Here is a 13,710-nt window from a genome sequence, read left to right on the forward strand (position 1 = left end):
ACATTTCCTGTCTTTTTGGGGTTTAGCGGTGGCTCCTTCGAACCGGGGGCGATATTCAGATCGGGCAGCGTGCGCCGCCCCGACCGGGCCGCGACAGAAGAAGGACCCCGCACGATTCATGGCTGACCATCCCGCCTTTGAGCTTGTCCCCGGCCGCCCCGGCGTGCCGCTCCTGCTGGTTTGCGACCATGCGTCCAACGCCGTGCCTGCGGCGCTTGGCGGCACGCTTGGCCTCCCGCGGGAGGATATGGAGCGCCATATCGCTTTTGACGTCGGCGCGCGCGGGCTGACGTTGGAACTGGCAGAGCTTCTCGGTGCAACGGCGATCCTGTCGACCACCTCGCGGCTGGTGATCGACCCCAACCGGGGCGAGGATGACCCGACGCTGGTGATGAAGCTCTATGACGGGTCGATCATTCCTGGCAACCGCGCCGTGGACGAGGCCGAGGTCGCGCGCCGCCTCGCCGCCTATCACCGACCCTATCATGACGCGATCACCGCACATCTGGATGCCATGATCGCGCGGGGCGAGGCGCCGCAGATCCTGTCGATCCATTCCTATACGCCGCAATTGCGCGGACGGGCGCCCCGCCCCTGGCATGTCGGCGTCCTGTGGGACGAGGATGCCCGGATCGCGCGGCCGCTCATCGACCGTCTGATGCGCGAACCGGACCTGTGCGTGGGCGACAATGAACCCTATAGCGGGCAGTTGCGCGGCGATTGCATGTTCACCCACGGCACGCAGCGTGGCATCGCGCACGCCTTGATCGAACTGCGCAACGACCTGATATCTGATGCAGCAGGGGAGACAGCCTGGGCACGGCGGCTCGCGCCGATCCTCGCCGAGACCTGCGGACTGACCGAAGGAGTGACCCATGGATGACCAGACCCGGCTCGAACTGGAAGCCGCAGCCTTCCGGCGCCTCGTCGCCCATCTGCGCGAGCGGACCGACGTGCAGAATATCGACATGATGAACCTTGCCGGTTTCTGCCGGAACTGCCTGAGCCGTTGGTATCAGGAAGCCGCGGCAGAAAAGGGCATCGAGATGAGCAAGGAAGAGGGGCGGGAATTCGTCTACGGCATGCCCTATACCGAGTGGCGCGACCGCTACCAGACCGAGGCAAGCGATGCGCAGAAGGCGGCATTCGCCCAAAACGCGCCGGCCCACGACTGACAGGTTGGCCGGTCGGACCAGCCAAGCAAGAGGGGCGCATCCGCCGGGATGCGCCCCTTTTCTTTTGATCCGTGATTGCGCGCCGTGCCGCTCAGACCGCGGCCTTGCGGCTTTCCTCGATATAGATTTCGCGCAGGCGCGTCGCGACCGGTCCGGGCGCGCCATCGCCGAGCCGTGCGCCGTCAATCTCCACCACCGGCATCACGAATGTGGAGGCTGAGGTGATGAAAGCCTCGCGCGCCACCTTGGCCTCCTCGATGGTGAAGGCGCGCTCCTCCACCTTGATCCCCGCTTCGCGCGCGAAGCGCAGCACGGCGGCACGGGTGATCCCGTGCAGGATGCGGTTCGACAGGTCCCGCGTCACGAGCGTGCCGTCGGCTGTGACAATATAGGCATTGTTCGACGAGCCTTCCGTGACCTGCCCGTCCTCCACCAGCCAGGCATCGTCGGCGCCGGCGGCCTTCGCGGCCATCTTGGCCATCGAGGGGGCGAGAAGTTGCACCGTCTTGATGTCCCGCCGCGCCCAGCGGATGTCGGGCACGGAAATGACCTTCATCCCCGTCTTCGCCGCCTTGCTGTCGATAAGCGATTTCGCTTGCGTGAACATCACGAGGCTTGGCGCAACCCCTTCGGGATAGGCGAAATCGCGGTCGGCCGCCCCGCGCGTTACCTGCAGGTAGACAAGCCCCTCGGTCACGGCATTGCGGGCGACCAGTTCGCGATGGATGGCAAGCAGCGTGGCCCGGTCGCAGGGCGCGGCCATGTCGAGTTCCCCCAGCGAGCGTTCGAGCCGCGCCGCGTGACCGTCAAAATCGATGAGCTTGCCATCGAGCACGGTCGTCACCTCGTAAACCCCGTCGGCCATCAGGAAACCGCGGTCGAACACCGAGATCATGGCCTCTTCTTCCGGCAGGTATTTGCCGTTGACGTAAACTGTTCTGCTCATACCTATCCCCAGAGCGCGGCCACGGGCGGATGCACGCCGGCCGCATCGAATGTGAGTGCGTGATCGCGGTCGCGCGCCAGAAGGAGCGGCCCGTCGAGATCGGTGATGTCCGCGCCTTGCGCGACCAGGTGCGCCGGCGCCATGGCGAGCGAGGAGCCGACCATGCAACCGACCATGACCGTGTAGCCTTCGGCCCGCGCCGCCGCGCGCAACTCCAGCGCCTCGGTCAGGCCTCCGGTCTTGTCGAGCTTGATGTTGACCATGTCGTAGCGGCCCTTGAGCGACGGCAGGCTCGACCGGTCATGGCAGCTTTCGTCGGCGCAGACCGGCAGCGGCCGGTCGATATGGGCGAGCGCCTCGTCCGCACCTGCGGGCAGCGGCTGCTCGACCATCTCGACCCCCAGATCAAGCAGGACCGGCGCGATTTCCGCATAAAGGTCAGTGGTCCAGCCCTCGTTCGCGTCGACGATGATCCGGGACGAAGGTGCTCCGGCGCGCACGGCTTCCAGCCGCGCAATGTCGCCTTCGCCGCCGAGCTTGATCTTCAGGAGCGGCCGCGCGGCCTGGCGGGCGGCTTCGGCCCGCATCTTCTCCGGCGCATCCAGCGACAGAGTGAAAGCCGTCAGCTCCGGTCCGGGCGCGGGCAGGCCCGCGAGGTCCCAGACGCGCTTGCCCGCCGATTTCGCTTCCCAGTCCCACAGGGCGCAGTCCACCGCGTTGCGCGCCGCACCGGGCGGCAGCAAGCCCTGCAATGCGCGGCGGTCGACATCCTGCGGCAGCGTCTCGATCTGCGCGGTGACACTCTCCAGCGTCTCGCCATAGCGCGCATAGGGCACGCATTCGCCGCGCCCGGTCACGCCGTCGCGGCTGACGGTCGCCGTCAGGACATGCGCTTCGGTCCGCGACCCGCGCGAGATCGTGAAGACCTGCGCGAGCGGGAATGTGTCTGCCGTAACGGTCAGAACCATGGATCAGACCGCTGCGAGCGCGTCGACGAGGCGACCGGCGCCCTGCCGGTAGGGATCGACCGCAGGCAGGCCCATCCGTGCCTCCACCTCGGCCAGATAGGCTTCGGCATCGGCGTCGGACAGTTTGGCCGTGTTGACCGAGATGCCAACGACCTTGCAATCGGCATTCACGACCTGAGCCAGTTGCAGCGACAGGTCGCGCAGGTCTTCGAGCGACGGCAGGCCATAGCCGGGCAGACCGCGCATATGGGTCCGGGTCGGCTCGTGGCAGAGGATCAGCGCATCGGGCTGGCCGCCATGGATCAGCGCCATCGTCACGCCCGAATAGGAGGCGTGGTAGAGGCTGCCCTGCCCCTCAATCAGATCCCAATGGTCGGGGTCGTTGTCGGGCGTCAGATATTCCACGGCACCGGCCATGAAATCGGCGATCACCGCGTCGAGCGGAACGCCACCGCCGGTGATCAGGATGCCGGTCTGGCCGGTGGCGCGGAAGGTCGCTTTCATGCCGCGTGCCACCATTTCGCGCTCCATGGCGATGGCGGTGTACATCTTGCCGACCGAACAGTCAGTGCCGACGGCGAGGCAGCGCTTGCCCTGCCGCTTCTCGCCATTGGCGATCGGATAGGCAACCGTCGGGATGCGCACGTCGTGCAGCGTACGGCCGTGCATCTGGGCGGCCGCGACAAGCTCGCCCTCGTCGCTCAGGAGATTGTGCAGCCCCGACGCAATATCGAGCCCGGCGGCCAGCGCCTCTTTGAGGACGGCGATCCAGCTGGGCGCGATGACCCCGCCGCGGTTGGCCACACCGATCACCAGCGTTTTCACGCCGGCGGCCACGGCCTCCTCGATCGACATGTCCGGCAGGCCCAGGTCGGCCTGGCAGCCTTCGAGCCGGAACTGGCCCAACGCATATTCCGGACGCCAGTCCTTGATGCCCTGGGCAACCTTGGCTGCGAGCGGGTCATGCGCATCGCCGAGAAACAGGAGATAGGGCGTCTGGATCATCGTGAACCTCTGAAATTGAAGTGACACGCAACAATGCCCGCGCCGGATCGGGATTTTCTCGTGATCATCACGCGTGAACGCACCGTCAGACGGAAGATTCTTCGATCAATGCCCGGTTTGGCAGAAGGTTCTTCGATCCGTCAGTCGAAATTCGGAATCAGGGCCGCGGGTTGCGGGTCGTCGCTGGCGAAATCGCGCGGCGGCTGGCTGCGGACATCGGCGCGCAACTTATATTCGTAGCGCAACTCGTCCCCTTCCGGCACAGCATGGATGATGAGGCAGCGCGACAGGTGGCGCGGCCCGTCATAGAGGTCGACCACGCCGCGCAGGTTCGGTGCGTCGCTCGCCTGAAGCGCGAAGCCGCCATCCCAGTCCCGCAGAACGCGATAGTCGCGGTCACCCGCCTGCACGCGCAAACGGCTCTGCTTCGCGGCTGCACGCTTGCGTGCACGCCGCAGCCCTTCGAGCACTTCATCCGACAGGAAAGCGTCCATGATATCCCCCGCGGGGCCGCAACATTGGCCCCAAACAACACTCGTTTGTTCCCATATTTCAGGGCATCAGCCGATTCTCGTCAAGGATTGTTACGGAAACGTAAGGCCGAAAGGCTTGCCAGCAGGGCGCGGAGTGTGAAAGCGTCACAGCCGAAAACCAAGACCAACAACAGGGCGGAGCCTTCCAAGCGTGTTTCATTCCTTCTTTCCGAAACCGAAGCTGTTTTTCGGCTCCTTCGTCCTGTGGGGGATCGGCTGCGTCCTTCTGTGGTTCCTCGGCGCGACCCATTGGGGGGAGACGTTCAGCCTCGGTCCGCTCGTCGGGTTCGACTTCCCCGCGGCTCTTGGCGAGGATGCGACCGAGGAGGCGCAAGCCGCCTTTGCGGCCGCCGCGGAATCGGCCCAGAATTTCTGGTTCTACCAGTATATGCTGGTCTGCTACGCGCTGTTCGTCGGCTTCTGGATGATCTGGTCACCCCACAAATGGGGGCGCTGGTCGGTCTTCGGTTCGGCGGTCATCCTGTTCATCAACTGGTTCATGGTCCAGCTCGACGTGCTCATCAACGAGTGGTTCGGCGACTTTTACGACTATATCCAGATCGCGCTGAGCGGCGACGAGACCTATTCGCTCGCCTATCATAACGGGCTATTGCTGACCTTCCTCAAGATCGCGATGACATGGATGCTGATCGCGGTCTTCAACGCCTTCCTCGTCAGCCACTATGTGTTCCGCTGGCGCACGGCGATGAACGACTATTACACATCCGTCTGGCCGCGGGTCCGCCATGTGGAAGGCGCGTCCCAGCGCATCCAGGAAGACACGATGCGCTTTGCCGGGACCGTGGAACGGCTCGGCATCTCGATCATCGACAGTTTTCTGGTGCTCATCGCCTTCATCCCGATCCTGTGGGAACTGTCGGCCTATGTGACCCGCATTCCGATCTTCGGCGAGGTGCCGCAGCCGCTCGTTTTCACCGCGATCATGTGGTCGGTCATCGGCACGGCCATCGTGGCGGCCGCGGGCATCCGGCTGCCGGGGCTCGAGTTCCGCAACCAGCGGGTCGAGGCCGCCTATCGCAAGGAACTGGTCTTGGGCGAGGATTACGAGGACCGCGCCCAGCCGCCGACCCTCGCAGAGCTGTTCGGCAATGTCCGGCGCAACTATTTCAGGCTCTATCTGAACTATCTCTATTTCAACATCTTCCGCTACAGCTACCTGCAGATGGGCGCGCTGGTGCCCTATTTCGCGCTTGGCCCGACAATTGTGTCGGCAGGCTTCACCTTCGGCGTGATGCAGCAGATCCTGCGCGCCTTCGGCCGGGTGGAGAACTCGTTCCAGTTCCTCATCAACAGCTGGCCGACGATTGTGGAACTGATGTCGATCTACAAACGACTGGCGGCCTTCGAGGCCGTGATCGACGGCGACCGGCTGTCGGATATCGAATATGAGGTGAAACAGGCCGGCATCACCGAATAAGTGGTGCACCGGCACAGGAAAGGGGCGCGACCGGTCCGGCCGCGCCCCTTTGTCGTGGCGGGATCAGGTGGCGCGCTTTTTCGGGCGCAGCACGTGCGGGCGGGCGCCATCATAGAGCGCACTGTCGACAAACTGCTGCTCCTCTGCCAGCGCCCGGCCAACGAAGACGAGCGCCGTGCGGGTGATCTTTGCGTCGCGCACCTTGGCGTGAATGTCCGACAGGGTGCCGCGGATGAACAGCTCATCCGGCCAGCCGACGCGGTAGGCCACCACGACCGGACAGTCGGCACCATAGAGCGGGCTCAACTGGCGCTCGATCTCGCGCAGGTTCCGGATCGCCAGATGGATCGCCAGTGTCGCCCCGGTGCGGCCGAAATTCTCCAGCGTCTCGCCCTCGGGCATACCGGTCGACTTCATCGACATGCGGGTCAGCACGATGCTCTGTGCCACTTCCGGAATGGTCAGTTCCTGGCCCATCGCTGCCGCCGCGGCGGCATAGGCCGACACGCCGGGCGTAATGTCATAGGGGATGCCCTCGGCCTTCAGCCGGCGGATCTGCTCGGCGATCGCACCGTAGAGCGAAGGATCGCCGGAATGGACCCGCGCCACGTCTTGCCCCCGCGCATGGGCTGCCACGATCTCGGCATGGGTCTCGTCGAGCGTCATCGGAGCGGTGTCGAGCACGCGGGCACCCTCCGGCGCGAAAGCCACCACGGCCTCCGGCACAAGCGAGCCCGCATACAGGCAGACCGGGCAGGTCTCGATAAGGCGGCGGCCCTTGATCGTGATCAGGTCCGGATCGCCCGGTCCGGCGCCGATGAAATGCACGGTCATGCGAGGTCTCCGTCGATCTTGCGGGCATAGCCGCGGGGGGTGAACATGCGCGGCCCTTCACCGAGCGCGGCCAGACGCGACTGGCTGGAGCCGACGAGCACGACGGTCAGCATATCGACCTCGTCCACATCCAGATCGGCCAGACGCCGGTAGCGCAATTCCTCTTCCGGACGGCCGAGCGAACTGGCCAGCAGCACCGGCGTATCGGCCGGGCGGTGACCGAGCAGGATGTCCCGCGCTTCGGCGAGCAGCGTGCGGCGGCGGCGCGAGACGGGATTGTAGAAGGCGATCACGAAATCCCCTTCGGCGGCGGCATGCAGGCGCCGCACGATATCCTCCCGCGGGGTGAGCAGGTCGCTCAGGGAAATCGCACAGAAATCATGGCCCAGAGGCGCACCCGCGCGTGCCGCAGCCGCCTGCAGGGCGGAAACGCCCGGTGTGCAGACGACCTCGACGCGGCGGGCGGCATCGCTCACGCCAAGCGCTTCGGGCCCGCGGTCGAGCAGTTCGAAGACGAGCGCGCCCATCGCATAGATGCCCGCGTCGCCCGAACAGATGAGCGCCACGTTGCGCCCCGCGCCCGCCGCTTCCAGCGCATAGCGGCAGCGGTCTTCTTCCCCGCCGAGCGGAAAGTCGGTGCGCCGCTTGCCCGCGGCCAGCGGGCCGAGCAGATCGATATAGAGCCCGTAGCCGACCAGTTCGTCCGCCTCGGCGATCAGGCGGGAGGCTTCGGGCGTGCGCCAGCCCGACTGGCCCGGCCCGATGCCGACGACCGACAGACGCCCGCGAGCCCGTCCCGCAAGCTCTGTCACCGGTTCAGGCGCGAGCGCCAGCGCACAAGTGGCATTGGCCGATTTCCGTTTCGGGACCACAAGCTCCGCCGCCGCGCCGCCAAGCGCCAGCGCCGCCCCTTCGGACACGCCGGGGCAGCCCACCTCGGCCTGCACCACTTGGGACGGGTTGGCGAGCCGCGGCGCCTCGGCCGACAGTTCATCCGCGGTAAAGAGCCGGAAAGGCACGCCGAGCCGCTTCGCGACCTCGATCATGGCCGGTTCATCCGCCTTCAGATCGAGCGACCCTACAGCTGCGACCGAACCGGGCGCCACGCCGGAATTTGCCAGCGCGCCTTTCACGAGGTCCCAAAGCTCGTCGGGGTCGCATCCGCGCGCGCAGCCAAGGCCCAGCAGCGCCCGTTGCGGGTGGTAGACCAGATCGAGCGGTCCCGGTGTGACCGGCGCGAGGCTCGTCACGAGCCGTGCGGGACCGGCACCGGGCGCCATGTCCCAAATCGGCTGGCCTTCGATCAGCGGCCCGTCGCCGGACAGAAGCTCCGCCATCACCGCGCGGGCATTGTCCGGATTGGCAAGCCGCCAGCCGGCAGGCGGCGCATCCAGCGCCACGCCGAGCGCCAGATCGCCGGCAGTGCTGACGGCGGCCGGCGCGTCGAGCGCCTCCGCCACCTGCCGCGCGAGCCGGTTCGCCCCGCGATGCCCGCCGAGGAGCGGGATCACCGTCGACCCGTCATCCGGCACAGACAGAAGCGGCGGTTCGTCCCTCTTGTCGCCCAGAACCGGCGCCACCGCCCGGATCAGGATGCCCGCCGCGCAAACCCCGATCACCGGATGGCCCGCAAGGAAGAGGTCGCGCACATGGGTCAGTGCATTGTCGAAATGGACATCGGCCTCGTTCACCCGGCCCGCGCGCCCGTGCAACGGTAGGCCGAGCGCCCCGGACAGACGATGGCCCAGCGCCTCTCCGGCGCGGGAGATACAGACGATGATCGGGGTCAGTTCAGCCACGGATCGGCACCTTTGGTCAGCAGGATCATTGAAAAATAGGGGGCAGTGTCGGGCGCATCGGACAGGGCGCAGGCCCGGCCTTCGGGCAGGGTCGCACGCTCCACATAGCCCGCCTTTGCGGTCAGGCCGAGCCGGTCGATCACCCGGCGCACCTTGGGCATATGCCGTCCGAGCTTCATCACCGCGACCGCGTCCGCGCTGGCGATCCGGGCTTCCAGCTCGGCCTCGGGCAAGGTGCCGGGCAGGATGGTGAGCGTGTCGGTCCGCGCCGCCAGCGGGCGCCGCAGCGCCGCGGCGCAGGCGGTGATCGACGTCACGCCCGGCACGACCTCCACCTCGAACCGGTCCTCCAGCCGCGCCATCAGATACATGAAGGAGCCGTAAAAGAGCGGGTCGCCCTCGCAGAGCAGCACCACGTCCTGGCCTGCGTCGAGCGCGGCGGCAATCTCCGCTGCACCGGCATCATAGGCGGCTTGCGCGGGGGCGCGCGCCACCGTCATCGGCACGGTGATCGCGATTTCGCGCGCGTCGGGCGCAATCGCTTCGGCCACGATCCTGCGGGCGAAACTGTCGCCGCTTTCGAGCACCGGATAGGCGATCACGCGGGCCTCCGAGACCCGCTGCCACGCCCGCCGCGTCACCAGTTCCGGATCCCCCGGACCCAGACCGACACCGATCAGCCGTCCGGTCATCGCTTCACGAGGCTCCATTGCACGACAGGCATCTGCGGCCGCCAGCCTGTAAACCCGCCGAGCGGTTCCGCGCGATCGACCGACAGGCGCACAAGATCGCCGCCGCGGGCCTTGTGCGCCTCGAGGAGCAGCGCCTCGCTTTCCAGTGTCACCGAATTGGCAACCAGCCGCCCGAGCGGGCGCAGCGCATCCCAACAGGCGTCGATCGTTGCCGCACTCAGGCCACCGCCGATGAAAATCGCGTCCGGCGCCTCCAGCCCCGCCAGCGCGTCTGGCGCCTCGCCCTCCACCAGTTCAAGCCGCGGCGTGCCGAGCGCCTGCGCATTGTCGGCTGCCATCGTCCGGCGGTCAGGGCGCGGCTCGATACCGATCGCGCGGGCATAGCGGGCCGCGCGCATCCATTCCACGGCAACCGACCCGCAGCCGCAGCCCACGTCCCACATCAGCGCGCCGCGCATCGGCATGAGCTTGGCAAGCGTCGCCGCCCGCACCTCGCGCTTGGTCATCGTGCCGTCATGGCGGAACAGCCCGTCCTCCAGCCCCGGCACGCGCGGCATCAACGCCGCATCGGACGCGGCAACGCACTCCACCGCAAGCGTATTGAAGGCTGGCACCTTGTGGTCCCAGCTTTCCGCCAGCCCTTCGAACCGGGCTTCATCGGGGCCGCCCATGGCGGCCAGCACGGTCATCGGGCTGCGGCCGAAACCGCGCGCGGTCAGGAAGGCCGCGATCTGGGCCGGGGTTTCCGCGCCGGTTGTCAGGATCAGAAGCCGCTGGTCGGGCTGGATGAAGGCGATCATCTGGGCGACCGGCCGCCCGTGCACGGTCAACGTTTCCAGATCGGCCATTGACCAGCCCATCCGCGCGGCCGCCAGCTGGAAGGCCGAAAGCTGCGGGTGATAGGTGATCTCGCCGGGCGGGATGGCCCGCCCGATCCGCGCGCCGACCGAATACCAGAGCGGATCACCGGTCGCGAGGACGACGACCCGCCGCCCTTTCAGCGCCTGCAACTGGTCGATCAGCGCATCGAAAGGCGAGGGCCAAGAGAGGCGCTCGGCCCGGATCGCGGGTGACAGCGCATGATGCCGGTCGCCGCCCACGATCACGTCGGCGGCTTCCACAACCGCGCGGGTGGCCGGGGTCAGCCCGTCCATCCCATCCTCGCCAATGCCCACGATATGCAGCCACGGATCCATGTCTCAGCCCTCCTCCGGCAAACCGGCCGCGAGCGCGTTGACCGCGGCCGAGGCCATGGCAGAACCGCCGCGCCGCCCGCGCAGCGCGAGATAGGCGCAGCCGCGCGGGTCTGCGGCCAGCGCCGCCTTGCTTTCCGCGGCCCCGACGAACCCGACCGGAAAGCCGAGGATCGCCGCGGGTTTCGGCCAGCCCGCGTCGAGCCGCTCCAGCAGGTGAAAAAGCGCTGTCGGCGCGTTGCCGACCGCGACCACGGCACCCTCGATCCGATCGCGCCACAGGTCCACGGCCGCCGCCGACCGCGTCGTGCCCATGTCGCGCGCCATCCGGGGCACGCGCGCGTCGTTCAGTGTCACGATGATGTCGTTCTCCGCCGGCAGGTAGCGGCGGATGATCCCTGCGCCGACCATTTCGCAATCGCACAGAACCGGCGCGCCCGCAGCCAGCGCCGCGTGGCCGCGCGCGGCGACATCGGGGGAAAAGGCCAGCCGGTCGGCCACGTCGACCATCCCGCAGGCATGGATGAGCCGGACCGCGACCGCCGCCAGATCGGGCGTGAACCTGTCGAGCCGGGCCTCCGCCCGCACGGTTGCGAAACTGGCGCGGTAGATGGCCGCCGGATCGCGCTCGTAGTGCAACCGGCGTGCGGGGTGCGGCGCGGCGGTCGGTCGATCACCCTCGGTTGCCGTCGCGGCGTCGCGCAAAAGCGCTGCATGGCCCGTACCGAGGATCCAGCCCTCTTCACGGACCTGCGCCTCCGCGACCATGTCGGCATCGCCGAAGCGGGAAAAAAGATCGGCCAAACTGCCCGCGTCATCAAGGCGTCCCAATGCGGCGGCCAGCAGGCGCACCTGCACCCGGTCGAGCGGCTCCGCCTCGGATTGCGCCTCTCGCACGGCGTCGGACAGGAGCGAGGGATAGACCTCGGCAATCGTGATCGGACATTCCGGCAGCACAATGCCCGCCCGTTCGGGCCAGATCTCGACCGCGCCTGCAAGCCGCGGATCAGCCATCAGGGCGGCGATTGCGGGCAGGCCAAGGAGCATCTGGGAGCCGGGCGCGCCGGCATAGGCCAGCTGGAACGGGCTTTTGGCGCCCTTTGCCGCCCCTTCCGTCGCGCGATGCTCCGGCGGGTGGTCCCGCCCGCTTCGGTCTCGGGCGCGCTCTGGCACATCCGCCTGATCCTCGGTCGACGGCCGGCCCCAGAACGGTCCCGTGCCGTCGAATGAGCGGTTCATCAGCGCCGCGACCTCGAACCGGTTCGAGCGATTGTCCGGCCGGTCGGTGATCCGTGCGGCCAGCCAGTCGCGAAACGCGCCGGGCCGGTCTGCGCCGGTGATTTTCGCCTGCGCACCCACAGGCAGACCGAAGGGGAAATCGAACCCCGCGAGCACGCGGCGGCCCCGCGCATGTTCATCCGCCAGCCGGTCGGCGAGCCAGCCGACGGCCTCTGCCCGCGTGCGGCAATAGACCGGTTCCACAGCCGCGCCGTCGCGCCAGATCCCGATCCAGATCGCGTCCTTCGAGGGGCGCGCCGGGCTCGGCGTGGCGCGTGCCGACCAGTCGATCACGAGCACCGTGTCGAACAGGCGCGGGCTCATGTCTTGCGCACGCTCCGCGGCCCGTGCGGGTGGTCCGCATGCGGATAGGGGTGGTGGTGGTGATCATGCCCGTGATCGTGCCCGTGACTGTGGCCGTGCGCGTGGTCGTGGCCATGGTCATGCCCGTCATGATGATGGTGGTGATGGTGGTGATTGCCCTCTTCGGCCATCACGAGCCGGCACTCGCCGGTGCAGAACGTGTCGCACAGGGAACAGTCCTCGACATTCGAGCCGGGCGCAGACGCCCCCTGCCCCTCCACATGGTGGTGATGGCTTTCCTGCGGCAGGCCGACCTCATCCTCGAACCCGAGCAGTTGCACACGATATTTGCAGGTGGCGCAGTTGGGCGGCGGAACCTCGCCCACCTGTTCGGTGATCCGCTCGGCGAATGTCTCCAGCACCTTGGGATGGTCGTTCAGATATCCGGCCTTCACGAACGAGATCTGCGGATGTTCGGCTGCCACCTGATCGGTGAACCCGTAGATCCGGTCGATCAGGATGCCGGTGAACAGGAAATAGGGAAAGACGATGACCCGCTTATAGCCGAGCTTGGCGACATGGCTGAGGCAGGGCTCGACCAGCGGGAAAGTCACGCCGGAATAGCCGACCTCGCACCAGCCGAAGCCCATCCCTTCCCAGAGCATCCGCGCGACCTTGGAAACATTGCCGTTCGCATCGGGGTCGGACGCTCCGCGACCGATCACCACAAGGCAGGTTTCCGACAGGGGCAAGTCGCCCAGTTCCGCATTGGCGCGGTCAACGGCCTCCTGGATGCGGGCGCCCGCCGCCGCGACCATTTTCGGATCGACCCCGAGTTCGCGGCCATAGTTGACCTCGATCCCGTTCGTCTTGGCATAGGTGTTGAGCACCGAGGGAATATCGTTCTTTGCATGCATCGCGGCAAAGAGCATGCCGGGCACGGCAAGGATCCGGTCGCAGCCCGCGTCCCGCAGCCGGTCGAGACCGTCGCGGATCACCGGATTGGCAAATTCCAGATAGCCATATTCGACCATCCAGTCGTCCGGCAGATAGGCGGGCAACTTCTCCGCCAGAACGGCAAACTCGTCGACCGCCGCCTGGCTGCGCGACCCGTGGCCGCAAATCATCACACCGGTTTTGCTCATGCTTCGGCCTCCTGCGCACTGTCCTGATCGCTCTCCGCGCTCTCGGCCGCGTCCTGCGCGCCCTTGGCCTTCCGGTCCTTCAGGATCGCCCATGCGGCGGTCGCCACCGCGGCACCGAGCGCGATGCCCGCAACCCAATGGTCATGTCCGGCCGCATCGGCCAGATGCCCTGCATGGGCCGCGGCCGGTGCGGCGTGCATGACCAGCGCCCCCGTCGACAAACCGATTGCCTGCATGAATTTCCGGACCATCGCGCACTCTCCTCCTGCCAACAGAATACGGAAAGCGGGCGCGGTGAGCCCTCGCTGACGATGTTGCCTTTCATCCCCTGTCTGGGTCGATGGCGGGCAAACCCCCTTTCCGGCCCCGCTCCGGGGCGTCGTCGCCTCCGGTATAGACGG

General features: G+C 67.2%; 14 protein-coding genes. 3 read left to right on the top strand and 11 right to left on the bottom strand.

Annotation, left to right across the window (positions count from 1 at the left end):
• Window positions 1–118: 118 nt before the first annotated feature.
• Together GSH16_RS01115 and GSH16_RS01120 are read left to right on the top strand one after the other, a co-directional pair.
• Entirely contained in the window at window positions 119–883 is a 765-nt protein-coding gene (locus tag GSH16_RS01115; RefSeq protein WP_160851066.1) for an N-formylglutamate amidohydrolase, read from the top strand.
• Window positions 876–1,175 carry a DUF1244 domain-containing protein gene (locus GSH16_RS01120; RefSeq protein ID WP_160851067.1) on the top strand — a complete coding sequence of 100 codons (300 nt, stop codon included), beginning with the start codon at window positions 876–878 and terminating at the stop codon, window positions 1,173–1,175. Before GSH16_RS01115 ends, GSH16_RS01120 begins: the two co-directional genes overlap by 8 nt.
• A 91-nt stretch (window positions 1,176–1,266) precedes the next feature.
• On the opposite strand, the gene GSH16_RS01125 is transcribed toward GSH16_RS01120, so the two are convergent.
• The 4 genes from GSH16_RS01125 to GSH16_RS01140 form a co-directional block, all read right to left on the bottom strand.
• Window positions 1,267–2,121 (bottom strand): D-amino-acid transaminase, encoded by an 855-nt coding sequence (locus GSH16_RS01125; RefSeq protein ID WP_160851069.1) that lies wholly within the window; start codon window positions 2,119–2,121, stop codon window positions 1,267–1,269.
• A 2-nt stretch (window positions 2,122–2,123) separates the two neighbouring features.
• On the bottom strand, window positions 2,124–3,089 hold the full coding sequence (gene dgcA / locus GSH16_RS01130; protein WP_160851071.1) for an N-acetyl-D-Glu racemase DgcA: 966 nt from the start codon (window positions 3,087–3,089) through the stop codon (window positions 2,124–2,126).
• A gap of 3 nt (window positions 3,090–3,092) precedes the next feature.
• Complete coding sequence (gene dgcN / locus GSH16_RS01135; RefSeq protein ID WP_160851073.1) at window positions 3,093–4,094, bottom strand: N-acetyltransferase DgcN; 1,002 nt, start codon at window positions 4,092–4,094, stop codon at window positions 3,093–3,095.
• A gap of 140 nt (window positions 4,095–4,234) precedes the next feature.
• On the bottom strand, window positions 4,235–4,588 hold the full coding sequence (locus GSH16_RS01140) for a hypothetical protein (protein WP_160851075.1): 354 nt from the start codon (window positions 4,586–4,588) through the stop codon (window positions 4,235–4,237).
• Window positions 4,589–4,778: 190 nt separating this feature from the next.
• Between GSH16_RS01140 and sbmA the strand changes: the two genes are divergently transcribed.
• Window positions 4,779–6,065 carry a peptide antibiotic transporter SbmA gene (gene sbmA, locus GSH16_RS01145; RefSeq protein WP_160851076.1) on the top strand — a complete coding sequence of 429 codons (1,287 nt, stop codon included), beginning with the start codon at window positions 4,779–4,781 and terminating at the stop codon, window positions 6,063–6,065.
• 63 nt (window positions 6,066–6,128) lie between these two features.
• Here the strand turns inward: sbmA and cobM are convergent, their stop codons facing one another.
• From cobM to GSH16_RS01180, 7 genes are all read right to left on the bottom strand, one after another.
• Window positions 6,129–6,899, bottom strand: coding sequence for a precorrin-4 C(11)-methyltransferase (gene cobM / locus GSH16_RS01150; RefSeq protein WP_160851078.1), 771 nt, complete (start codon window positions 6,897–6,899; stop codon window positions 6,129–6,131).
• Window positions 6,896–8,689 (bottom strand): precorrin-3B C(17)-methyltransferase, encoded by a 1,794-nt coding sequence (gene cobJ / locus GSH16_RS01155; RefSeq protein WP_160852895.1) that lies wholly within the window; start codon window positions 8,687–8,689, stop codon window positions 6,896–6,898. Before cobJ ends, cobM begins: the two co-directional genes overlap by 4 nt.
• Complete coding sequence (gene cobI / locus GSH16_RS01160) at window positions 8,686–9,390, bottom strand: precorrin-2 C(20)-methyltransferase (RefSeq protein ID WP_160851080.1); 705 nt, start codon at window positions 9,388–9,390, stop codon at window positions 8,686–8,688. The genes cobJ and cobI overlap by 4 nt, the downstream gene beginning before the upstream one ends.
• Entirely contained in the window at window positions 9,387–10,586 is a 1,200-nt protein-coding gene (cbiE, locus tag GSH16_RS01165; RefSeq protein WP_160851082.1) for a precorrin-6y C5,15-methyltransferase (decarboxylating) subunit CbiE, read from the bottom strand. The genes cobI and cbiE overlap by 4 nt, the downstream gene beginning before the upstream one ends.
• Before the next feature lie 3 nt (window positions 10,587–10,589).
• A complete protein-coding gene (locus GSH16_RS01170; RefSeq protein ID WP_235912967.1) occupies window positions 10,590–11,222 on the bottom strand; it encodes a precorrin-8X methylmutase in 633 nt (210 codons plus the stop codon).
• A gap of 959 nt (window positions 11,223–12,181) precedes the next feature.
• Window positions 12,182–13,309, bottom strand: coding sequence for a sirohydrochlorin chelatase (locus GSH16_RS01175; protein ID WP_160851084.1), 1,128 nt, complete (start codon window positions 13,307–13,309; stop codon window positions 12,182–12,184).
• A complete protein-coding gene (locus tag GSH16_RS01180; RefSeq protein WP_235912897.1) occupies window positions 13,306–13,560 on the bottom strand; it encodes a DUF6732 family protein in 255 nt (84 codons plus the stop codon). Before GSH16_RS01180 ends, GSH16_RS01175 begins: the two co-directional genes overlap by 4 nt.
• Window positions 13,561–13,710: the final 150 nt, after the last annotated feature.

The sequence above is a fragment of the Oceanomicrobium pacificus genome (assembly GCF_009833495.1).
Lineage (GTDB): Bacteria > Pseudomonadota > Alphaproteobacteria > Rhodobacterales > Rhodobacteraceae > Oceanomicrobium > Oceanomicrobium pacificus.

Coding starts and splice junctions, on each gene's coding strand:
- dgcN (WP_160851073.1), bottom strand. CDS start 4,094: ATGATCCAGACGCCCTATCTCCTGTTTCTCGGCGATGCGCATGACCCG.
- GSH16_RS01125 (WP_160851069.1), bottom strand. CDS start 2,121: ATGAGCAGAACAGTTTACGTCAACGGCAAATACCTGCCGGAAGAAGAG.
- cbiE (WP_160851082.1), bottom strand. CDS start 10,586: ATGGATCCGTGGCTGCATATCGTGGGCATTGGCGAGGATGGGATGGAC.
- GSH16_RS01120 (WP_160851067.1), top strand. CDS start 876: ATGGATGACCAGACCCGGCTCGAACTGGAAGCCGCAGCCTTCCGGCGC.
- dgcA (WP_160851071.1), bottom strand. CDS start 3,089: ATGGTTCTGACCGTTACGGCAGACACATTCCCGCTCGCGCAGGTCTTC.
- GSH16_RS01180 (WP_235912897.1), bottom strand. CDS start 13,560: ATGGTCCGGAAATTCATGCAGGCAATCGGTTTGTCGACGGGGGCGCTG.
- cobM (WP_160851078.1), bottom strand. CDS start 6,899: ATGACCGTGCATTTCATCGGCGCCGGACCGGGCGATCCGGACCTGATC.
- GSH16_RS01115 (WP_160851066.1), top strand. CDS start 119: ATGGCTGACCATCCCGCCTTTGAGCTTGTCCCCGGCCGCCCCGGCGTG.
- GSH16_RS01175 (WP_160851084.1), bottom strand. CDS start 13,309: ATGAGCAAAACCGGTGTGATGATTTGCGGCCACGGGTCGCGCAGCCAG.
- GSH16_RS01140 (WP_160851075.1), bottom strand. CDS start 4,588: ATGGACGCTTTCCTGTCGGATGAAGTGCTCGAAGGGCTGCGGCGTGCA.
- cobI (WP_160851080.1), bottom strand. CDS start 9,390: ATGACCGGACGGCTGATCGGTGTCGGTCTGGGTCCGGGGGATCCGGAA.